Genomic DNA, 20,913 nt, shown 5'->3' on the forward strand with positions numbered 1-20,913 from the left:
CGGCGTTCTCCCAGCCTCCATCATCCCCGGACCGGGCGGGGCCTGTGAACCGCCGGGCCCCGGCGGTCGGTGACCGCCGGGGCCCGGTGACGTGCCGGAAGGCTCAGCCCTGCCGGCGGATCTCCACCGTGCGGAACCGGTTGGCGACGAACGCGCCGTCGCAGTAGGCGGCGTTGGCGGCCGGGTTGGCGCCGGTGCCGTGCAGGTCGGAGAAGGCGGCGGTCTGGTTGGGGTAGACGCCGCCGGTCAGGTTGAGGGAGAGCGAGACGCCGGCGTCCAGCACGGCCTCCACCAGCAGGGCCTCGACCTCGGGGGACGTGGTGTAGCCGGCGGCCGTCATCGCGCCCTTGTCGCGGACGGTGGTGCGCAGCAACTCGACCGCGGCGGGGGTGGATTCGACCGCGACGGCGAAGGAGACCGGGCCGAAGCACTCGCTGCGGAAGACCGCGCGGTCGTCCGGCTTGTCGGCGTCGAGCTTGATCAGGGCGGGGGTGCGGACGGTCGCGCCGGGGAACTCCGGGGAGGTCACCGTGCGCGGGGCGAGGGCGAGTTCGCCGTACTCGCCGCCGGCCGCGGCGGTCGAGCGCTGGAGCACACCGGGGTTGACGACGGCGCCGAGGATGGCGGCGGCCCGGGCGTCGTCGGAGAGCAGGCCCTGGATCGCGCCGGCGAGGTCGGCGACGACCTGGTCGAAGGACTTGTCGCCCTGGTCGGTGGCGATGCCGCCGCGCGGGATCAGCAGGTTCTGCGGGGTGGTGCACATCTGGCCGCTGTAGAGCGAGAGCGCGAAGGCCAGGTTGCCGAGCATGCCCTTGTAGTCGTCGGTGGAGTCGATCACCACCGCGTTGACGCCGGCCTTCTCGGTGTAGACCTGGGCCTGCTTGGCGTGCTCCTCCAGCCAGTCGCCGAAGGCGGTGGAGCCGGTGTAGTCGATCATCCGGATCTCGGGGCGGACGGCGAGGTCCTGGGCGACGGTGCCGCCCTCGTGCTCGGCGGCCAGGCAGACCAGGTTGGGGTCGTGGCCGGCCTCGGCGAGCACCTCGCGGGCGATCTTGACGGTGAGGGCGAGCGGCAGGACGGCCCGCGGGTGCGGCTTGACCAGCACCGGGTTGCCGGTGGCGAGCGAGGCGAACAGGCCGGGGTAGCCGTTCCAGGTGGGGAAGGTGTTGCAGCCGATCAGCAGCGCGAGGCCGCGCGGGACGACGGTGAACTCCTTGCTCATCACCAGCGGGTCGCGCTTGCCCTGCGGCTTGGTCCAGCCGGCCTGCTTCGGCAGCCGGGTCTGTTCGGCGTACGCGTAGGCCACCGCCTCCAGGCCGCGGTCCTGGGCGTGCGGGCCGCCGGCCTGGAAGGCCATGCCGTAGGCCTGGCCGGTGGTGTGCATGACGGCCTGGGCGAACTCGTGCGAGCGGGCGTTGATCCGGTGCAGGATCTCCAGGCAGACGGCGGCGCGCTCCAGCGGGGTGGCGGCGGCCCAGGCGGGCCGGGCGGTGCGCAGCGCGGCGATCAGCGCGTCCGGCTCGGCGTGCGGGTAGGTGATGCCCAGCTCGATGCCGTACGGGGAGGTCTCGCCGCCGACCTGGTCGCCGTCGGCGGGGTGGCCGTCGAGGGTGAACGGTGCGCCGAGCAGGGCGTCGAACGCCGCCTTGCCGTCCGCGGGGCCGCTCTCGCCGTACGCCTTGGGGAACTCGGGGTAGGGCGACCAGTAGTCGCGCTTGGCGGCGGCGTCGAGCGCGGCGTCCAGGGTGGCCTGGTGGCGCGCGACCAGCTCGCTGACGAGGGGGTGGGTGACCGCGGACATCTGTTCGCTCCTCAGAGGGCCGTGGAGAGGAAGACGGGACACGTCACAGAGTAACCGAACGATCGGTCGGCTCAAGGGGGTGAAGGGATTTGATTCCAGGGAAGCAGACGGGGGCGCGTCCGTGGTGGACGCGCCCCCGGGGGGCGGGAAGGACGTGCGGTCTACGGCACGCCGAGCTCGAAGATGACGTACCCGGCGTACCAGCCGGAGGCCGCCGCCGCGGTGCCCAGCACGGTCGCCAGCACCGGCCAGCTCAGCTTGCGCATGGCCACCGCGAGCGCGATGAACAGCGGGAACGCCGGCAGCAGGTAGCGCGAGACGTTGCCGAAGATGCCCAGGCTGCCGAGCACCGAGACGATCGTGGCGAGCGTGTACGCGGTGAGGACCAGCGGCGGGCGCAGCCGGACCAGCAGCACGATCAGGGCCGGCAGGGTCAGCACGATCAGGGTCGCGAAGAGGTCCGGCAGGGGGAACGCGAAGGGGTAGTCGTTGCGGCCGAGCATGACGCCGCGGATCGCGTAGAAGGTGCCCTGGCCCCAGTCGAAGTAGTGCAGCCAGGCGTCGTGCTGGAGGCGGAAGTAGCCGCCCCACTCGCCGGTCCGCCGGCCCACCCAGCCGACGTAGCCGAGCAGGCCGAGCGGGGCGAGCAGCATCGCGGTCAGCGGGCGCAGGACACCGCTCTCCCGGCGCCACAGCTCGACCAGCGCGGCCAGGCCGACGGCGCCGATCAGGGCCGCCGCGGTCGGTCGGTTGAGGCCGGCGAACAGGGTGATCACACCGGCCGCGACCCACTGCCTGGTCATCACGCAGTAGCAGGCCCAGGCGGCCAGCGCGACGAACGTCGAGTCCGAGTAGAGCGCCCACTCCGCGCCGGAGCCCGGGGCGACGGCCCAGATGCCGGCCGCGATCACGCCCGCCCGGGGGCCGGCCAGCTTGTCCACCACGGCGTAGATGCCGGCCGCGGCGAACAGCGAGGCGACCACCGAGACCAGCATCCCGGCGCCGTACAGGCCGAGGCCGGTGACGTCCGAGGTCAGCCGCATCAGGCCCGGGTAGAGCGGGAAGAACGCGGCCGAGTTCTGCTCGATGTTGAAGCCGATCTGGCCGCCGGGGATCGGCACCAGCGCCGGGTGGTAGCCGAACTGGGCCACCTGCTGGTACCACCAGCCGTCCCAGCTGGCGAGGACGTCCCAGGGGTTGGCGCCGCCGCCGAAGCGGGCGGGCTTCTTGGCGTACTCCCCGGAGAACGACAGCAGCTTCATGAAGACGGTGAAGCCGATCAGCTTGAGCACCGCGTAGCACCACACGGCCGGCCCGAACCGGACCGCCAGGGTGCGGGCGCGCTCGCGCCGGCCGGTGGCGGGTGCGGTCGCCGGCTCGTCGTTGCGCTGGTCTGGCACGTCGGAATCGACTGCCGGTATTGCGGTCATCGGACTGGATCCCACCCTGCTGGCCGTGGACGATCGTCCGCAGAGTCTAGGGCCTGTCGTTTCCTCTTGGTGCGGACCGACGAGGCGGTTCCGGCGGACCGGCTGCCCCGATCGCGTGGGCCCGATCGGGGCCGGGGATACTCGGAGGATGGCCGATCACACCACGCGTCCCGCCTACACCGTCGAGTCGCTCCTCGCGGTGACCGTCGACGTGTTCAACGAGCGCGGGTACGACGGCACCTCGATGGAGGACCTCTCGCGGGCCGCCGGGATCTCCAAGTCGTCGATCTACCACCACGTCCGCGGCAAGGAGGAGCTGCTGCGGCTCGCCGTCGGGCGGGCGCTGGACGGGCTGTTCGCGATCCTGGCCGAGCCGGCCGCGGTCGAGGGGCCGGCCGTGGTGCGGCTGGAGCACGTGGTGCGGCGCACCGCCGAGGTGCTGCTGGCGGAGCTGCCGTACGTCACCCTGCTGCTGCGGGTGCGCGGCAACACGGCCACCGAGCAGTGGGCGCTGGAGCGGCGGCGCGAGTTCGACCACCAGGTCGCCGAGCTGCTGCGGGCGGCCGTCGCGGACGGCGCGCTGCGGGCGGACGTCGAGCCGCGGCTGGCCACCCGGCTGCTGTTCGGCATGATCAACTCGATCGTCGAGTGGTACCGGCCGGGGCTCAAGGCCGCGGACGGCGTGGCCGACGCGGTCGTCCACCTGGCCTTCGACGGGCTGCGCGCGCGGTAGCCGCGGGCGCGGTCCGGGCCCGCTAGTCCGGGGGCACCTGGTCGGTCTCCTCGAACACCAGTATGGTTTGTGTACCAAGCACCTGCGGGATGGACTGGATGCGGTTCAGCACCAGCTCCCGCAGGGCGTGGTTGTCGGCGGTGTGCACCAGCAGGAGGACGTCGAAGTCGCCGCCGACGAGGGCGATGTGGGCGACGCCGGGCAGCGCCAGCAGCTGCTCGCGCACCGTGCGCCAGGAGTTCTGGACGATCTTCAGCGTGATGTACGCGGACGCGCCCTGGCCGGCCCGTTCGTGGTCGACCCTGGCCGTGAAGCCGCGGATGACACCGTCCTCGACCATCCTGGAGATCCGGGCGTACGCGTTCGCCCGGGACACGTGCACCCGCTCGGCGACCGAGCGGATCGAGGCGCGACCGTCCTGCTGCAGCAGCCGCAGGATCGACCGGTCGACACGGTCGAGTCTGGACATCTGTTCAGCCGACATGACCCCCCACCCTCACCGATTGGACGCACTGCCACCAGTCGACCTCCGCTCGGGCCGAATGTCCACCACCTTGTCACGCTTCTGGTCAAGATGAACAGACGACCGAACAATCGGTAGGGAGCCCCCACCACCCCCGGAGGTGCCCCGAGATGACCGTTCTCGACCACAGACACCCCACCGCGGTGCCCGGCTGGATGCCCGGGGCCACCGCCCCCCGCACCGACCCGACCCCGCTGCTCCCGGACGCCTCCCCCGTCCGCGTGCTCGGCACCCCCGCGCTGGAGAAGTACGACCCCGCGCTGCTGCGCGAGCTGTACCGCCGCCTCGTGATCGGCCGGCGCTACAACCAGCAGGCCACCACCCTCACCAAGCAGGGCCGGCTCGCCGTCTACCCGGCGTCCGTCGGCCAGGAGGCCTGCCAGGTCGCCGCCGCGCTGGCGCTCGGCGAGCGGGACTGGCTGTTCCCCAGCTACCGCGACACCCTCGCCGTGGTCTCGCGCGGCGTCGACCCGCTGGAGGCGCTGACCCTCCTGCGCGGCAACGCCCACACCGGCTACGACCCGCGCGCCACCCGCACCGCCCCGCTCTGCACCCCGCTCGCCACCCAGGCCCCGCACGCCGTCGGGCTGGCGCACGCCGCCCGGCTGCGCGGCGAGCCGGTGGTCGCGCTCGCCATGCTCGGCGACGGCGGCACCAGCGAGGGCGACTTCCACGAGGCGCTGAACTTCGCCGCGGTGCTCCAGGCCCCGGTGGTCTTCCTGGTGCAGAACAACGGCTACGCGATCTCCGTCCCGCTCACCGCGCAGTCCGCCGCGCCCAGCCTGGCCCACAAGGCCGTCGGCTACGGCATGCCGGGCCGCCTGGTGGACGGCAACGACGCGCCCGCCGTCCACGGCGTGCTGGCCGAGGCCTTCGAGCGGGCCCGCAGCGGCGGTGGCCCGACCCTCGTCGAGGCCCTGACCTACCGGATCGACGCGCACACCAACGCCGACGACGCCACCCGCTACCGCACCGACGCCGAGGTGGCCGCCTGGCGCGAGCACGACCCGATCCTGCTGATGGACCGCGCGCTGCGCGAACTCGGCGTCCTGGACGACGAACTGGTCCAGCAGGCGGCCGACGAGGCGGAGGCGCTGGCGGCCCGGATGCGGGCCGAGTTCCACGCCGACGCCGAGCTGGACCCGATGGCGCTGTTCGCCCACGTCTACGCCGAGCCGACCCCGCAACTGCGCGAGCAGGCCGCCCAGTTGTCCGCCGAGCTGGCCGCAGAGGCCGAGGTGCAGCACTGATGAGCTCCCACCCGTCTCCCACCCCCACCCTCGGCGGAGCCGCTGCGCGGCGCACCTCCGATGCTCCCACCCGCACGGCGAGCATGGCCCAGGCGCTCAACTCCGCGCTGCGGGACGCCATGCGCGAGGACCCGGCGGTGCACGTGCTCGGCGAGGACGTCGGCGCGCTCGGCGGCGTCTTCCGGATCACCGACGGGCTGACCGCCGAGTTCGGCCCGGACCGCTGCCTGGACACCCCGCTGGCCGAGGCCGGCATCCTCGGCACCGCGATCGGCATGGCGATGTACGGGCTGCGCCCGGTCGTCGAGATGCAGTTCGACGCCTTCGCGTACCCGGCGCTGGAGCAGCTGTTCTCGCACGTCGCCAAGATGCGCAACCGCACCGCGGGCAGGCTCCCGCTGCCGATCACCGTCCGCGTCCCGTACGGCGGCGGCATCGGCGGGGTCGAGCACCACAGCGACGCCTCCGAGGCGTACTACACCAGCACGCCCGGCCTGCACGTCGTCACGCCCGGGACGGTGGCCGACGCGTACGGGCTGCTGCGCGCCTCGATCGCCTCGGACGACCCGGTCGTCTTCCTGGAGCCCAAGCGGCTCTACTGGGGCAAGGCCGAGTTCGACCCGACCGTGCCGGTCGAGCCGATCGGCCGGGCCGTGCTGCGGCGCACCGGCAGGTCGGCCGTGCTGATCACGTACGGGCCCTCGCTGCCGGTCTGCCTGGAGGCGGCCGAGGCGGCGAAGGCCGAGGGCTGGGACCTCGCGGTGCTGGACCTGCGCACCCTCGTGCCGTTCGACGACGAGACGGTCGCCCGCGTGGTGCGCTCGGTCGGCCGGGCGGTCGTGGTGCACGAGGCGAGCGGCTTCGGCGGCACCGGCGCGGAGATCGCCGCCCGGGTCACCGAGCGCTGCTTCCACCACCTGGCCGCGCCCGTGCTGCGGGTGACCGGCTTCGACATCCCGTACCCGCCGCCGATGCTGGAGCACCACCACCTCCCCGGGGTGGACCGGATCCTGGACGCCGTCGCCCGGCTGCAGTGGGAGGACTGAGGATGATGCCCGTCGTGCGCGAGTTCACCCTGCCCGACCTCGGTGAGGGACTGACCGGGGCGGAGGTGGTGCGCTGGATGGTCGAGGTGGGCGAGGTGATCGCCGTCGACCAGCCGGTGGTGGAGGTGGAGACCGCCAAGGCCGTGGTGGAGGTGCCCTGCCCGTACGGCGGGGTGGTCACCGCGCGGTACGGCGAGCCGGGCGAGGAGATCGCCGTGGGCGAGCCGCTGGTGACGGTCGCGGTGGCCGCGGTGGACGGGCCGACGGACGCCCCCGCCGCTGCGCCGGCCGCTGACGTGGAGCGCCCGCTGGTCGGGTACGGGGTCGCGGAGTCGCGGGGCGTGCGGCGGCGCCGGGTGGGGGTTTCCGCTGCTCCTGCGCCCGCTCCCGCTCCTGCACCCGCTCCCGCTCCTGCTGCGCCCGCGCCCGTCGCGGTCGCGGCGCCCACCGTGGTGCCGGTGGTCTCGCCGCTGGTGCGGCGGCTGGCCCGGGAGCAGGGGGTCGACCTCACGGCGGTCACCGGCAGCGGGCGGGACGGGCTGATCATGCGCGCGGACGTCGAACGGGCGGTCGCGGCCAAGGTCGCCGCTCCTTCCCCCGGCCTCCGGCTGGGGGGACCCCCGTCGCCGGCGGCTCCCGTGGCGGCCGCCGCCGAGGGCGTCGTCCCGCTGCGCGGGCTGCGCAAGGCGGTGGCGGAGAAGCTCAGCCGCAGCCACCGGGAGATCCCCGCCGCGACCTGCTGGGTGGACGTGGACGCCACCGAACTGATGACGCTGCGGCGGCAGTTGAACGCCACGCCGGGGCCGAAGGTGAGCGTGCTGGCGCTGCTCGCCCGGATCTGCACGGTGGCCCTGGCGCGCTTCCCCGAACTCAACTCCAGTGTGACGGAGGACGGTTCGGGAATCATCCGGCACGCGGCGGTGCACCTGGGCTTCGCCGCGCAGGGCGAACGCGGGCTCGTCGTCCCGGTCGTGCGGGACGCGCACGTGCGGACCACCGAGCAACTCGGCGAGGAGCTGGGCAGGTTGACCGAGTCGGCCCGCAACGGCTCGCTGACACCGGCCGAACTGACCGGCGGCACCTTCACGTTGAACAACTACGGCGTGTTCGGCGTGGACGGCTCCACCCCGATCCTCAACCACCCCGAGGCGGCGATGCTCGGCGTCGGCCGGATCGTCGCCAAACCCTGGGTGCACGAGGGCCAGTTGGCGGTGCGCGAGGTGACGCAGCTGTCCTTCACCTTCGACCACCGGGTCTGCGACGGCGGAACGGCGGGCGGGTTCCTGCGGTTCGTCGCGGACTGCGTGGAGCGGCCGGGGATGCTGCTGCGGCAGCTCTGAGCGGTCCTCCACCTGGGCGCGGTAGCCCTGGGTGGACGGGGGGACCACTCAGGGCTACCGCGGACCGGGTGAGAGTAGCGCGTCCCGGGGGCGGGTGTCCGGGCTTCGCGCGATTTGTCGGATGAGCAGTCCGGGCGTGCCACGCTGCCTAGGCGTCAACAGGGACAAGCCAGGTGGTGGCGCAGGCCGGCCGGAGGCGAAACGATTCTCTTGGGTACTCGAAACGCTGCGGTGAAGCCCCGCAGAACACTTCTGGTCCGCACCGGGCACGGCTCGGCGGGGGTCGCCTCCGTCCCGGGCCTGGCGGAGCTCCCCCCGGACCCGGACGCCGAGCGGGCCGAGGCCGCCGAGCCGCCCCCGATGCCGCTCGACCCGCCGGACCTCCCGCCCGTGGAGGCGCCGACGGCCGTCCTGCCGGCGGTGCCGGGCCTGGTGACCGGCCCGGTGCGCCCGGCGGTCCCGGACCCGCCGGCCCAGCCGCCGGCTGTCCCCGCGCCGAGCTTCCCGGAGCCCGTCGCACCGCCCGCCGCCGCGCCGTTCCGGCCGCTCTTCACCGATGCCCCCAGCCTCAACTGGGCCGGACCCGACGACAGTTGGAGTCAGGCCTGGGCCGTGCGGGCCCTCTCCGAAGGCGGGCCGGCGCCCGCCGCGCTCGGCCCCGGACCCGTGCCCGGCTCGGCCGCCGAACTACCGCCCACCGCACGGGACATCGAGCTGATCCGGACCAGCCTGGCCGTCGTCGAGCCCGTCGCCGACCGGGCCACCGCGCACTTCTACGCGCTGATCTTCCTGCACCACCCCGAGGTCCGTGCGCTCTTCCCGGCCGCCATGGACGTCCAGCGCGACCGCCTCTTCCGCGCCCTGCTGGCCGCCGCCCGCGGCGCCGACGACCCGGACGCCCTGCGCGCCCACCTGGGCGCGCTCGGCCGCGGCCACCGCCGGTACGGCACGCTGACCGGCCACTACGGTCCGGTGGGGGAGTGCCTGGTGCAGGCCCTGGCCAGGTACGCGGGCAGCCGCTGGGACGCCGCGACCGAGCTGGCCTGGCGCCGGGTCTACCGGCTGGTCTCGTCGATCATGATCGAGGCCGCCGAGGAGGCCGCCCGCACCTGCCCGCCCTGGTGGTACGGCGAGGTGGTGCGGCACGAGCGCCGCACCCGGGACGTCGCGGTGATCACCGTCCGCCCGGACCAGGCCTACCCGTTCCGCGCCGGGCAGTACACGAGCCTGGAGACGCCCTGGTGGCCGCGGGTGTGGCGGCACTACTCGTTCGCCTCGGCACCCCGGCCGGACGGGCTGCTGACCTTCCACGTCAAGGCCGTCCAGGCGGGCTGGGTGAGCAACGCGCTCGTCCACCGCGCCGCGCCGGGGGACGTCCTGCGGCTGGGCCCGGCGACCGGGGCGATGACCGTCGACCACGGCTCCGGCGCCGACCTGCTCTGCCTCGGCGGCGGTACCGGCATCGCGCCGATCCGCGCGATGGTCGAGGAGGCCGCCGAGTACGGCATGCCCGGCCGCTGCGTCGACGTGTTCTACGGGGCCCGCCGCGCCGCCGAGTTGTACGAGCTGGACGGGCTGCGCGAACTGGCCCGGCGGCACCCGTGGCTCACCGTGCGCCCGGTGGTGTCCGGCACCGGCCCGGCCGAGGGCGCGCTGACCGGCGAACTCCCGGAGGTGGTCGGCGGGTTCGGCCCGTGGACCAGCCGGGACGCGGTGCTCAGCGGGCCGGCCGCGATGGTCCGCCGGAGCGTCGGGGTGCTGCTGCGCTCCGGGGTGCCGGCGGAGCGGATCCGGCACGACCTGGTGGGCGACCTGGCGGCGGGCTGAGGGTCGGTCAGCCGAGATCGGGTGCGAGCAGGGCGCGGATGCCCTCGATGTTGGCCGCCAGGTAGGCCCGCAGCCGGGGCGGGACGATGTTGACCGAGGTGACGCCCTCCCGCGTGAAGGGCAGCCGGACCACCTCGTACTCGCCGTTCGGCTCGTCCACCTCGGGCCCGTGCCGGCGGCTGAGGTCCATCGAGGCGAGGCGGCACACGAAGAAGTGCTGCACCTTGACCCCGTGCGGGTGCAGCAGCGTGCCGTCGTCGTGGTGAGTGTGGCTGATGGTGTCGACGAACGCGGGCACGATGTCGACGATCTTGCCGCCGAGCTCCTCGTCCACCTCGCGGTGCAGCGCCTCGACCACCGTCCGGTCCCCGCGCTCCACCCCGCCGCCGGGGGTGATCCAGTACGGGTGCGGCGCGCCGGGCCGGACCCGGCGGATCAGGACGAGGCTGGCCGGGCCGTGCGGATCGTCCGGGTCCAGCTCCAGCAGGATCGCCCGCGCGGTGCGCTTCACGACCGGGCGGGGTGGCGTGGTGCGGTTGTCGGGGCCCATGGCCACCTCCGGGACGCGAGCGTTGTGCGGGAGTCTCCCGCACCGGGCCGGGCCCGAAACGCCGACCCGGCCGGGTGCATCCGTTCGCCGGAGGACGTGAGGACGCGGGGTGAGCGCCGGAGGAGCGGGAGGGCCCGTCCCCGGTGGACCACCCGGGTACGGGCCCTTCCCGCGGCGCGGCCCGGCCGTGCTCAGTCGTCGTCCAGGGCCAGGTGCAGGCCCCAGGAGACCAGGCTGATGATCAGCGAGGCCAGCAGTGCCGGCACGAAGCCGGTGACGTGGAAGTCCAGGTTGAGCTTCCCCGAGGCCCACGAGGTCAGCAGCAGCATCAGGGCGTTGATCACGAAGGTGATCAGCCCCAGCGTCAGGATGAACAGCGGGAACGAGAACAGCTTGACGACCGGCTTGACCAGCCAGTTCACCACGCCGAAGACCAGCGCGACGGCCACCACCGTGAGCGCCTTGTGCTGCCAGTCGGTGTTGCCGTCGGTGAGTTGGATGCCGGTGACGATCCAGGCGGCGACCCAGATGGCCACCGCGTTGATCAGCGTTTTGAGAACGAAACCCTTCATGGCGCCCAGCCTGGCAGGCCGCCGGGCGCGCAGGGAAGCTCCCGTCGGGCATGGTGGTGTTGAATGCCGGTGGTCCCGGAGGTGGACGCGGACCCCGAAGCGGGCAGGAAAGGAGCGACGGCACCGGTGAAGCTGTTCCGGCTGGACGAACTCGACGCCGAACGCGCGGCCAACGACGGCGCGTACCTGCGGTTCCTGCGCGAACCGCGGATGTCCGCCGGGCTGTACGCGCTCTCCCCCGGCGACACCGACCCGCAGACCGCGCACGACCAGGACGAGATCTACCAGGTGATCAGCGGCCGGGCCGAGCTGACCGTGGGCGGCGAGACCGCGACGGTCGGGCGCGGCACCGTCGTGTACGTGCCGGCCGGGACGCCGCACCGGTTCCACCGCGTCACGGAGGAGCTGCGGGTGCTGGTGGTGTTCTCGCCGCCGGAGGGCTGATGCCCGGGGTCGTCCAGGGTCGGTCCTATGAGCGGGCGAAGCAACACCCCCCGGCCGGAGGCTGGGAGAGAGGCGGTCACATGAGTCTCACGGAAGAGCTCTGGTCGGCGATCGAGCCGGTCTACGCAGAGATCCTCGCCCACCCGTTCATCGGCGGCCTCACCGACGGCACCCTGCCGCGCGAGGCCTTCCGCCACTTCGTCGTGCAGGACTCGCACTACCTGCGCGACTACGCCCGCGCGCTCGCCGTCTGCGCGGCCAAGGCCCCCGGCGAGGAGGACGTACGGGCCTTCGCGGACGACGCGGTCGGTGCGATCGCGGCCGAGCAGGGCATGCACGCCGAGTTCATGACCGCGTTCGGCGGCAGCGCCGAACAGGCGGCCGACGAACCGGTGTTGCCCACCACCCGGGCCTACACCAGCTACCTGCTCGCGACCGTCTACGGCGGCTCCTTCGCGGAGGCGCTCGGCGCGGTGCTGCCCTGCTACTGGATCTACGCCCGGGTCGGCGAGGCGCTGCTCGCCCAGGGCTCGCCGGACCCGCTCTACGCCCAGTGGATCGCGACCTACGGCGACGAGGCGTTCCAGTCCGTGGTGCGGCGCGTGCTGGCGCTCGCCGACCGGATCGGCGAGGAGCTCTCCCCCGTCGAGCGCCGCCGGGTGGTCGAGCACTTCACGACCACCTCGCGCTACGAGTGGATGTTCTGGGACGCCGCGTGGCGGGGTGAGCGCTGGCCGGTCTGAGGCCGGACCGAGGCTGCCGCGGGGGTGGCCCCCAGGGGCATCCCCGGGGGCCGGGGTCGGGGTGATCTCGGGGTTCTCTCCGGGCCGTTGGGCCTCGTTCCGGCACTTGCGCCCCCGTACGATCGAAGCATCGAAAGCAAGCGGGATGCGGCACCGAAGGGCAGCCGGCCCGAGGGGAGAGAAGGAACGGACATGGCTGAGCTCTGGAAGTCGCTGCCCTCCTGGGTGCGCAACATCGTCGTCCCGGTGCTGGTCCTGGTGCTGGCCTGGAACATCGTGACGTTCGTGTTCGGCGTGGTCGGTGCGCTGCTGAGCATGCTGATCAAGCTGCTGGTCGTCGTCGGCATCGCCGCGGCGGTGGTCATCCTGGTGAAGAAGGCAGCAAAGCTCTGACGAACCCCTGTGGTCCTGCCTGAGGCCCGGTGTCCCGCTCATGGGGCGCCGGGCCTCAGGCGAGGCGTGCCCACCTGGGCACGGGGCCTCAGGTGGGCACGGGCGGCTACCCGATCGCGGGCGTCCGCTTCCCGGTCACTCCTCGATGCGGACCTGCTGGACCTGCTGCACCACCTTCGCCGGGGCGTCGGCCGGGGCGTCACCCGAGGGCTCCCGCTCCTTCATGGTGTTCAGCAGCTGCCGGGCCAGGCCGAGGCCGGTGCCGCCCATGGTGAGCGCCTTCGCGAACATCTCGCCCATGCCGTCCGCGCCGTTGAGCAGCACCATGTGCTCGACGTTGCCGAAGGACTCGGACGCGGCCCGGACGATCTCCGGCCACTTCTCCGCCAACTCCTGTGCCACGACGGCGTCCTGGTTCTCGGCGAGGGCCGCGGCGCGGGCCCGGATGCCCTCGGCGTTGGCCAGCCCGAGCGCCCGGGCCGCCTCCGCGTCCGCCAGACCGCGGGCCTCGACGGCCGCGGCCTCCGCCTGGCCGGTGGCCCTGGTCGCCTCGGCGGCGGCCAGGCCGCGCACCTTGGTGGCCTCCGCCTCGGCGGCCGCGGCGATCTTCACCTGGCTGGCGTCGGCCGCCGCCCGCAGCTCGGTCTCCCGGGCGTGCGCCTGGGCCGAGGAGATCCGGGCGTCGCGTTCGGCGTCGGCGCGGGTGCGGGTCTCGTACGCCTTGGCGTCGGCCGGCTTGCGGATGTCGATCTGGAGCTGCTGCTCCTTGCGCTGGGCCTCCAGCTCGGCGACCTTCGTCTCCTGGACGACGACCTCCTGCCGGGCGGCCGCCTCGGCGAGCGGGCCGGCCTGCCGGGCACGGGCGCTCGCGGTGTCCATCTCGGCCTGGTAGGCGGCCTGTTGGATCTCGCTGTTGCGCGTCGCCTCGGCCTTGCGGGCGAACGCCTCCTGCTCCGCCTCGGTCGCCGCGCGGTCGGCGGCGGCGGCCGCGATGCGGGCGTCGCGCTGGACGGCCGCGGCGTGCGGGGCGGCGAGGTTGCGGATGTAGCCGGTCGGGTCCAGGATCTCCTGGATCTGCAGCGAGTCGATGATCAGACCGAGCTTCTCCATCTCGGCGCCCGAGGCGGCCCGGGTCTCGCCGGTCAGCCGCTCGCGGTCGCGGATCATGTCCTCGACCGTCAGGCCGCCGACGATGGAGCGCAGGTGACCGGCGAACACGTTGTGCACCCGCATGCCCATCTGCTTCTGCTGGTCCAGGAAGCGCCGGGCGGCGTTGGCGATCGACACCGGGTCGTCGCCGACCTTGAAGATCACAACGCCCTTGACGTGCACCGGGATGCCCTGCGACGTCACGCACTCGACGTCCAGCTCGGCCTCGTTGAGGTCCAGCGACAGGCGGCGCACCGCCTGCATGCCCGGCACGACGAAGGTGCCGCGCCCGGTGACGATCCGAAAGCCCAGGCCGTCCCCGTGCTTCGAACCGGAGATGATCAGTGCCTCGTTCGGCTCGGCGACCCGCCACATGAGCTTGAACAGGATGATCAGGATGATGACGGAGGCCACCACGGCCCCCGCGACGACGCCGATCAACATCGGCCGACTCCCCCTTCAGGGCACACCGCTCCGTGGCTGCGCGTGGTTGTGCAGGAGTGCGCGGACGCGGTGGCAGCGGAGATTCTGCGCCTGTTCGTGCGCGTGCGCCAGTAGATGACGTCGTGACTTCGTCCCGGCCGTGCCACGGGCCCGTGACAGTGGGGGGAGACCGGCTGTCAGACCGGTGCCACGAACACCGTGCGCGGCGCCTGGTACTCGACCACGACCACCTGCGTGCCCGTCGGCAGCGGCTCCCCCGGCACCGCCAGGTACGCCAGGAACGCCTCCGTCCCCTGCCGCTCGGGCACGTGTACCAGCACCTCCCCGACCAGTCCCGCGCCGACCTTCCCCGTGACCCGCCCCGTCAGTCCGATCATGCGGCCCAGTCTGCGCCCACCGACCGCCCACCGGAAGCCCCTCTGGACCTGCGGCGATCGGCTCGCTACGGTGTTGGGCGTCATGTGCAGGCAACACCGCCTGCGGACGCGGGAGCTCGGAGCACCGGGCTGAGAGGGCGCTGAACGGTACGTCGACGGACGGACCGGAGGCTGCGTCGACCGCAGGAACCTGGACCGGGTAATGCCGGCGTAGGGAGTGAAGGTCAGATGACCACGTTCGACGCACAGCCGCAGTCTGCCCAGAGCGCCCCCAGCAGCGCCGGCACCGGCTACCCCACCCCGGCGTGGCGCAAGGCCCACCGCGAGGGATCCCGCCCCGACCTGCGGGTCCCGTTCCGGGAGGTGGTGCTCACCAACGGCAGGACCGTCCCGCTGTACGACACCTCCGGCCCGTACACCGACCCCGGCTACGAGCCCGACGTGCGCCGCGGACTGCCCGCCCTGCGCGACGCCTGGATCCGCCAGCGCGGCGACGTCGAGGAGTACGACGGCCGCGAGGCCCGCCCCGAGGACGACGGGATCAAGCACACCTCGCCGCGCGGCGGGAACCTGCGCAACCTCGACGCGGTCTTCCCCGGCCGCCCCCGCCGCCCGCTGCGCGGCCGCGGCGGTGCCGCCGTGACCCAACTCGCCTACGCCAAGCGCGGGATCGTCACGCCGGAGATGGAGTTCGTCGCCCTGCGCGAGGGCCTGGCCCCCGAGTTCGTGCGCGACGAGGTGGCCCGCGGCCGGGCCGTCATCCCGGTGAACGTGAACCACCCCGAGGTGGAGCCGGCCATCATCGGCACCAACTTCCTGGTGAAGATCAACGCCAACATCGGCAACTCCGCGGTCACCTCCTCGATCGAGGAGGAGGTGGAGAAGATGACCTGGGCCACCCGCTGGGGCGCCGACACCGTCATGGACCTCTCCACCGGCCGCAACATCCACACCACCCGTGAGTGGATCCTGCGCAACTCCCCTGTGCCGATCGGCACCGTGCCGCTCTACCAGGCCCTGGAGAAGGTCGACGGCAAGGCCGAGGAGCTGAGCTGGGACGTCTACCGGGACACCATCATCGAGCAGTGCGAGCAGGGCGTCGACTACATGACCGTCCACGCCGGCGTGCTGCTGCGGTACGTCCCGCTGACCGCCCGCCGCAAGACCGGCATCGTCTCGCGCGGCGGCTCGATCATGGCGGCCTGGTGCCTCGCGCACCACCAGGAGAACTTCCTCTACACGAACTTCGAGGAGCTCTGCGACATCCTCGCCACCTACGACGTCACCTTCTCGCTCGGTGACGGCCTGCGCCCCGGCTCCATCGCCGACGCCAACGACGAGGCGCAGTTCGCCGAGTTGCAGACCCTCGGCGAGCTCGGCCGGATCGCCCGCGAGCGCGACGTCCAGGTGATGATCGAGGGCCCGGGCCACGTCCCGATGCACAAGATCAAGGAGAACATGGATCTCCAGAAGGAGATCTGCGACGAGGCGCCGTTCTACACCCTCGGCCCCCTCACCACCGACGTCGCCCCCGGCTATGACCACATCACCTCCGGCATCGGTGCCGCGATGATCGCCTGGTGGGGCACCGCGATGCTCTGCTACGTGACGCCCAAGGAGCACCTGGGCCTGCCCAACCGGGACGACGTCAAGACGGGTGTGATCACCTACAAGATCGCCGCTCACGCCGCCGACCTCGCCAAGGGCCACCCCGGCGCCCAGGCCTGGGACGACGCCCTCTCCGACGCCCGCTTCGAATTCCGCTGGGAGGACCAGTTCAACCTGGCCCTCGACCCGGAGACCGCGCGCGACTTCCACGACGAGACCCTCCCCGCAGAGCCTGCCAAGACCGCGCACTTCTGTTCCATGTGCGGTCCGAAGTTCTGCTCGATGAAGATCTCCCAGAAGATCCGCGACGAGCACGGCGAAGGCTCCACGGCCGTGGACACCGGGTACGACGCGGACGCCGTGGCCGGCATGCAGGCCATGTCCGAGGAGTTCAAGGCCCAGGGCAACCGGGTCTACCTCCCGCTCGCTGACTGAACCACTGCCGCACGACGGGGTGCCGTCCTGGGATGCCTGAGATCCCAGGACGGCACCCCGTCGCGTCCTTCGGGGTTTCTGCCGATGCGGCTTCGCAGGGCCGGGGAGGCTCGGTCTGCCGACGTGGCCCGGCACGCGGTGGGAAACCGGGCCGTACACCGTCCACAACGTCGCAGCCACCGCGGGTGAAGCGCGTGGCGGCGGCTCAGCTCCCGGCGTTGTCGCCCGGGCGGTCCCGTTGGGCGGGCACCCGTGCCGTCGCGACGTTCTGCTCCTTGCCGGGGTGACGGGTGGGCGGGACTTCGAACCGGGCGCGCAGCACGTCGGCTTCGGCCAGGGCCTGCGGGGACGGCGGACGCGGCGTGTTCCGTCGGCAGAACGGGGCGTCGGTGGGCGCCGGTGCCGGTCGCCGCTCCAGTACGGTGATGGCGCTGCTGCGTTCGACGATCGTCTGCCCGGCCCCCTCCGGCGCGAGCGGGTAGCGGGCGATGACGGCTCCGGCGGGTGTCGCGATGGACAGGTGGGGCTGGTCGAGGCGCCGGCAGACCTCCACCTGGGCGCCGACCAGGTCCGGCATGGCGTAGAAGTTGCCGCGGAAGGGCACCAGGCCCTGGGCGCTGACGGTACGGCGGGCGCAAACGCGGGCCGGGTAGGGCGTGGCGGGCAGCTCCCGAAGTGCTGCGGCGCCCGTGCGCGGGCCGCCGGCCGCCGGGCGTGCGGCGCCGGTGCTCCCGCGCCGGGTGTCCAGCCGCGCGGCGAGCCGGTCCAGGCTGTCCTGGGCGTCCTGGAGGGTGGTGTCGTCCGTCACCGCGCGCCACCAGGAGCGGAGGGCCTCGTCGAGGGTCCGGCGCGTGTACGAACGCTGGTCGGCCGGCAGGCGCGACTCGACGCGCACGCCGTAGTGTCCGGCCACCTGCCGGAACGCCGGTGTCACCCGGTCGGTCCTCGGGCACCACACGGTCGGCGTCCGGCCGAACCGCCAGCACCCGGTGGTGCCGCCGAGCCGTCTCAGCACGAGGTCGGCGGCTTCCACGAGGTGGGGCAGCTCCTGGTCCTCCGCCAACGCCACTGACCAACGGCCGATGCCGTTGCCGGCGTCCGTGCCGGGGTCGGTGAGCGAGCCCAGGAGCAGGCACGCCCGATTGCCGTAGCCCCAACTCGCCGGCGGCTCGGGAAGCCGCAGCCAGTCGAACTCGACGGCCACCTCGCTCCACTGGGCGGCGGACGGGCTGCTCGCGGTCGTGGCCGCATCCTGGCACTGCTCGCAGCGCGGCCGGGCCTGGTGTCTGCGCAGGGCCCGGGTGAAGGTCGAGTAGCCGCCCGGGTAGCCGAGGTCGACGATCTCGTCGAAGAGGACGGTCGCGGCCAGGTGCGGGTCGTCCGCAAGGCGCTGGCGGCAGTACGGCAGGAACTGGAGGAAGCCGTCCTGGGAAGAAATTCGGATGCCCGGTGTCCGCTCGCCGCGGAGGTAGGACCTCACCGTTTTTCGATCACGCCCGAGGTGTCGGGAGATCCTGATTATTGACCACCCTTGGTGATGAAGTCTAACCGCTTCCAGATATTCCCGCCCGCTGAGCAAGAAGCCTCCCAGGGTCGACGCCGGCCGGACGCAAGTCGATGAATATGCCAAGAGCAAGTCGGAAACATAGCATCGCCCAGGGAGAAGAAACGTTTCTCTTGCAATTCTTTTACTTGGGGATTTTTGGTGAGCAGTGCTGGTGGTGAGTATAGGATTACCCCCACTTGGCTTCTTTGGATACGTTCTGTAGTCGACGAAAAAACACCCACCCCCCTGCGCCACCCCCCTGGGTAGTTTTGTGGAGCATCTCCGATATCGAATATGGAAGGACGCCTGAATGCCGTAAAAACGGCGCTCGCCGCTCCTCGTTGATGAACCGTGACCTCACCATGCCTGCCCCACGCCTCGCCGCCCCCCGTGCGGGAGCCGGTCGCCCCGCTCGGGACGTGGCTCTTCGTCCCCGACCGCCGCAACGTCGTGGGCGACGTGTCCACCGGCTACCTGTCGCGCAACGGCGAGCGCGTCGTCCTGGCGCACACCTCGCGCCCGTTGGCCGACCTCGTGCGGAAGATCAGCCAGTTGGAGAGCGACTTCACCGCGCGGATCGGCTCCCTGCTCTTCTCGGACGAATCATGACGCCGCCGGTCGTACCGAGGTCCCCGGCGCGGGCCCGGGCCGGTAGCCGGATCAAGCCGCAGCCAGACGACCACGTGGGGAGCGTGCCGTGTACGACCGTGTGACAGACCTTCTCGGCGGCTATGGGGACGGCGGCTACGGCGAGTCGAACGACGAGACATGGGCCATGCCCCGTGACCGCATCCGGGAGGCGACCCGTCCGGCGGGCGACTGGTACGACGACGGCTTCGCCTACGACGTCGGCATCGCGTACGGCGACGCGCAGGCGTTCAGCTCCATCGTCACATCGGCCGGCGGTTGGGAGGACAAGACGGCGTTCGTGCCGCCTCCGCGCGCCCCGGTCGATTCGTCCAGCCCGACCGGGTCCGGCCGACCGGTCGGCCAGTCGGCCTCCCGGCACCGCCGACGGTCTCCCTTCCCCCGCCCGGCCTGGCCCCAGCTGATCAGCGCCATGTTCGGCGCGCTGACGGCGGTGACGGTCACCACGGCCTGTGTGCTGGGCTGGGTGTTCTCCTACGGCCCCTTGCAGGAACTGGCATTCTCACGCGTGCCGCAGGGACTGTCGGAGTTGTGGCCGGTGGTCATCTACGGGCCGTGGCTCGCGGGTTGTCTGTCGGTCCTGCGCGCCGTCCAGCACGGACGTCAGCCGTTCCACTCCTGGGTCGTGGTCGTGCTGTTCTCCGGCCTCGCGGCCGGACTGTGCGTCGCCGACGTCTCCTGGACGCTGTCCGCCGTCGTCGTCGCCGGGCTCCCCCCGCTCACCGGCGTCATCTCACTCCACCAACTGGTGCGCCAGCTCAGCGCTGCCAAGGGTGCGCGCCAAGGTCTGGACCGTCAGTCCGGGCACAGGGCGCGCCGGTGAACCGCGGTCACGGGTCGCAGGTCGACGGCGGCGAGCGGTGCGGGCCCGACGGGTTCCGATGACCGCCCCGGACACCCGGGCGGCGGGGGAACGACCGAACGGCGGACCGACGCGTCGTGGTGACCGCCGTTGATCCGTTGATCCGACACCGGCCCGCGCTCTCCCCCGAGGGGGCGCGGGCCGGTGTCGGGTCGCGGCCGTCCGCACGGGATCAGGCCGCGTCCTGGGGGTACCAGCGGAGTTCGACGGTGTTGCCGTCCGGGTCCCGGACGTAGAGCGAGGTGCCGGTGCCGCGGGCGCCGTAGCGGGGACCCGGGCCGTCGAGGACGGTGAAGGCGCCGGAGTCGACGACGGCCTGCCAGTCGAGGGGCTCGACGACCAGGCAGAGGTGGTCGACGTTGGACCCGCCGCGGGGGCCGCGGACCAGGTCGATGATGGTGTCGGGGCTGACCCGGACGGAGGGGAAGGGGGCGGTTCCGGCCCGCCATTCGTCGACGCGGACCGGGGCCAGGCCGAGCAGGCCGGTGTAGAAGGCGAGGGAGCGCTCGACGTCCCCGACGTTGAGCACGAGGTGGTCGAAGGCCTTGACGCGCAGCATGGGGCGGCTCCGGGGCGGGGCGGGAAGGTGACGTCCTCCACGATCCGCCTGACGCGGGCCGGCATCAACGCCGGATGACCTCGGTGGGCTTCGAGCGGGACCGCACGCCCGGCCGCAGGCCGTCCGGCCGCCCGGGACTCGGTGGCGCGACCCGGGCACCGATTGCGACGACCGGGCCCGCCGTCGTGCGTTCGGGGGAAAACGGAGGCACCCTGGTTGGAAGGCCGACCAAGGAGGCAGCGATGGGCAGCTCGATCAAGGGGACCGATCCGACCGACGAGACGAACCGGGGCGCCAAGGCGTCCCCGCGGCAGCTGTTCACCGGTGGCGAGCGGCCGTTCGACCCCGAGGACCTCGTCATGGCGTCCGGGCACGACGTCACGCCCGCGCGGCTCGCGTGGGCCAAGCGGCAGATCGAGGAGAAGGGCGCGGCGGCGCTCGAACGCTACCTGCCGTAGCGGGACGGACGGCACCGGCCCGCCCGCGCCCGGGTAGGGCGGGTCTGGGCGACCGGCCACGGGCTGGTGGCCGAGGCGGAGGCCGTGATCCGCTCGGCCGGCCGCGGGAAGACATGAGCGCCGCCCCGGGACCCGTCCCGGGGCGGCGCTCCGCTTGTCGGCGCGGGGCGTGCGG

At 72.8% G+C, this 20,913-nt stretch carries 21 protein-coding genes; 12 read left to right on the forward strand and 9 right to left on the reverse strand.

Annotated elements, in window-relative coordinates; all coding sequences use genetic code 11:
• Positions 1-103 precede the first annotated feature (103 nt).
• Positions 104-1,801 (reverse strand): phenylacetic acid degradation protein PaaN, encoded by a 1,698-nt coding sequence (paaN, locus tag ACWCXH_RS04820; protein WP_449799869.1) that lies wholly within the window; start codon positions 1,799-1,801, stop codon positions 104-106.
• A 161-nt stretch (positions 1,802-1,962) separates the two neighbouring features.
• Positions 1,963-3,231 (reverse strand): hypothetical protein, encoded by a 1,269-nt coding sequence (locus tag ACWCXH_RS04825; protein WP_449799870.1) that lies wholly within the window; start codon positions 3,229-3,231, stop codon positions 1,963-1,965.
• A gap of 148 nt (positions 3,232-3,379) precedes the next feature.
• Here ACWCXH_RS04825 and ACWCXH_RS04830 point away from each other — a divergent pair, with 148 nt between their 5' ends.
• Complete coding sequence (locus ACWCXH_RS04830) at positions 3,380-3,964, forward strand: TetR/AcrR family transcriptional regulator (protein ID WP_449799871.1); 585 nt, start codon at positions 3,380-3,382, stop codon at positions 3,962-3,964.
• A 22-nt stretch (positions 3,965-3,986) separates the two neighbouring features.
• Here the strand turns inward: ACWCXH_RS04830 and ACWCXH_RS04835 are convergent, their stop codons facing one another.
• On the reverse strand, positions 3,987-4,433 hold the full coding sequence (locus tag ACWCXH_RS04835; protein WP_449799872.1) for an Lrp/AsnC family transcriptional regulator: 447 nt from the start codon (positions 4,431-4,433) through the stop codon (positions 3,987-3,989).
• 164 nt (positions 4,434-4,597) lie between these two features.
• Here ACWCXH_RS04835 and pdhA point away from each other — a divergent pair, with 164 nt between their 5' ends.
• From pdhA to ACWCXH_RS04855, 4 genes are all read left to right on the forward strand, one after another.
• Positions 4,598-5,737, forward strand: a complete 1,140-nt coding sequence (gene pdhA / locus ACWCXH_RS04840) for a pyruvate dehydrogenase (acetyl-transferring) E1 component subunit alpha (RefSeq protein WP_449799873.1) — start codon at positions 4,598-4,600, stop codon at positions 5,735-5,737.
• A gap of 83 nt (positions 5,738-5,820) precedes the next feature.
• Positions 5,821-6,783: an alpha-ketoacid dehydrogenase subunit beta gene (locus ACWCXH_RS04845; RefSeq protein ID WP_449799978.1), complete on the forward strand. Its 963-nt coding sequence runs from the start codon at positions 5,821-5,823 to the stop codon at positions 6,781-6,783.
• A 5-nt stretch (positions 6,784-6,788) separates the two neighbouring features.
• Positions 6,789-8,123 (forward strand): dihydrolipoamide acetyltransferase family protein, encoded by a 1,335-nt coding sequence (locus ACWCXH_RS04850; RefSeq protein ID WP_449799979.1) that lies wholly within the window; start codon positions 6,789-6,791, stop codon positions 8,121-8,123.
• Between the two features lie 231 nt (positions 8,124-8,354).
• Positions 8,355-9,950 (forward strand): globin domain-containing protein, encoded by a 1,596-nt coding sequence (locus tag ACWCXH_RS04855; protein WP_449799874.1) that lies wholly within the window; start codon positions 8,355-8,357, stop codon positions 9,948-9,950.
• 7 nt (positions 9,951-9,957) lie between these two features.
• Here ACWCXH_RS04855 and ACWCXH_RS04860 read toward each other — a convergent pair whose 3' ends face one another.
• Both ACWCXH_RS04860 and ACWCXH_RS04865 read right to left on the reverse strand, forming a co-directional pair.
• Complete coding sequence (locus tag ACWCXH_RS04860; protein ID WP_449799875.1) at positions 9,958-10,500, reverse strand: NUDIX domain-containing protein; 543 nt, start codon at positions 10,498-10,500, stop codon at positions 9,958-9,960.
• Positions 10,501-10,691: 191 nt separating this feature from the next.
• Positions 10,692-11,072 carry a phage holin family protein gene (locus ACWCXH_RS04865; RefSeq protein WP_449799876.1) on the reverse strand — a complete coding sequence of 127 codons (381 nt, stop codon included), beginning with the start codon at positions 11,070-11,072 and terminating at the stop codon, positions 10,692-10,694.
• A gap of 126 nt (positions 11,073-11,198) precedes the next feature.
• Here ACWCXH_RS04865 and ACWCXH_RS04870 point away from each other — a divergent pair, with 126 nt between their 5' ends.
• From ACWCXH_RS04870 to ACWCXH_RS04880, 3 genes are all read left to right on the forward strand, one after another.
• Positions 11,199-11,516 (forward strand): cupin domain-containing protein, encoded by a 318-nt coding sequence (locus ACWCXH_RS04870; RefSeq protein WP_449799877.1) that lies wholly within the window; start codon positions 11,199-11,201, stop codon positions 11,514-11,516.
• Positions 11,517-11,596: 80 nt separating this feature from the next.
• Complete coding sequence (gene tenA / locus ACWCXH_RS04875) at positions 11,597-12,259, forward strand: thiaminase II (RefSeq protein ID WP_449799878.1); 663 nt, start codon at positions 11,597-11,599, stop codon at positions 12,257-12,259.
• A 192-nt stretch (positions 12,260-12,451) separates the two neighbouring features.
• The gene (locus ACWCXH_RS04880; RefSeq protein ID WP_449799879.1) at positions 12,452-12,652 is read left to right on the forward strand and encodes a DUF5326 family protein; all 201 of its coding nucleotides are present in this window, start codon (positions 12,452-12,454) and stop codon (positions 12,650-12,652) included.
• A gap of 135 nt (positions 12,653-12,787) precedes the next feature.
• Here ACWCXH_RS04880 and ACWCXH_RS04885 read toward each other — a convergent pair whose 3' ends face one another.
• Positions 12,788-14,245: an SPFH domain-containing protein gene (locus tag ACWCXH_RS04885; protein ID WP_449799880.1), complete on the reverse strand. Its 1,458-nt coding sequence runs from the start codon at positions 14,243-14,245 to the stop codon at positions 12,788-12,790.
• A gap of 176 nt (positions 14,246-14,421) precedes the next feature.
• Positions 14,422-14,622, reverse strand: a complete 201-nt coding sequence (locus ACWCXH_RS04890) for a hypothetical protein (protein ID WP_449799881.1) — start codon at positions 14,620-14,622, stop codon at positions 14,422-14,424.
• A 228-nt stretch (positions 14,623-14,850) separates the two neighbouring features.
• Here ACWCXH_RS04890 and thiC point away from each other — a divergent pair, with 228 nt between their 5' ends.
• Complete coding sequence (thiC, locus tag ACWCXH_RS04895) at positions 14,851-16,665, forward strand: phosphomethylpyrimidine synthase ThiC (RefSeq protein WP_449799882.1); 1,815 nt, start codon at positions 14,851-14,853, stop codon at positions 16,663-16,665.
• 205 nt (positions 16,666-16,870) lie between these two features.
• Here thiC and ACWCXH_RS04900 read toward each other — a convergent pair whose 3' ends face one another.
• On the reverse strand, positions 16,871-18,466 hold the full coding sequence (locus ACWCXH_RS04900) for a terminase gpP N-terminus-related DNA-binding protein (RefSeq protein ID WP_449799883.1): 1,596 nt from the start codon (positions 18,464-18,466) through the stop codon (positions 16,871-16,873).
• 96 nt (positions 18,467-18,562) lie between these two features.
• Between ACWCXH_RS04900 and ACWCXH_RS04905 the strand changes: the two genes are divergently transcribed.
• Together ACWCXH_RS04905 and ACWCXH_RS04910 are read left to right on the forward strand one after the other, a co-directional pair.
• Positions 18,563-18,820 carry a hypothetical protein gene (locus ACWCXH_RS04905; RefSeq protein ID WP_449799884.1) on the forward strand — a complete coding sequence of 86 codons (258 nt, stop codon included), beginning with the start codon at positions 18,563-18,565 and terminating at the stop codon, positions 18,818-18,820.
• Between the two features lie 88 nt (positions 18,821-18,908).
• Positions 18,909-19,682, forward strand: coding sequence for a DUF2637 domain-containing protein (locus ACWCXH_RS04910; protein WP_449799885.1), 774 nt, complete (start codon positions 18,909-18,911; stop codon positions 19,680-19,682).
• A 211-nt stretch (positions 19,683-19,893) separates the two neighbouring features.
• Here ACWCXH_RS04910 and ACWCXH_RS04915 read toward each other — a convergent pair whose 3' ends face one another.
• On the reverse strand, positions 19,894-20,277 hold the full coding sequence (locus tag ACWCXH_RS04915) for a VOC family protein (protein WP_449799980.1): 384 nt from the start codon (positions 20,275-20,277) through the stop codon (positions 19,894-19,896).
• 245 nt (positions 20,278-20,522) lie between these two features.
• On the opposite strand from ACWCXH_RS04915, the gene ACWCXH_RS04920 reads away from it, so the two are divergent.
• The gene (locus ACWCXH_RS04920; protein WP_449799886.1) at positions 20,523-20,738 is read left to right on the forward strand and encodes a hypothetical protein; all 216 of its coding nucleotides are present in this window, start codon (positions 20,523-20,525) and stop codon (positions 20,736-20,738) included.
• Positions 20,739-20,913 lie beyond the last annotated feature (175 nt).

It is taken from the genome of Kitasatospora sp. NPDC001660, from assembly GCF_053596725.1.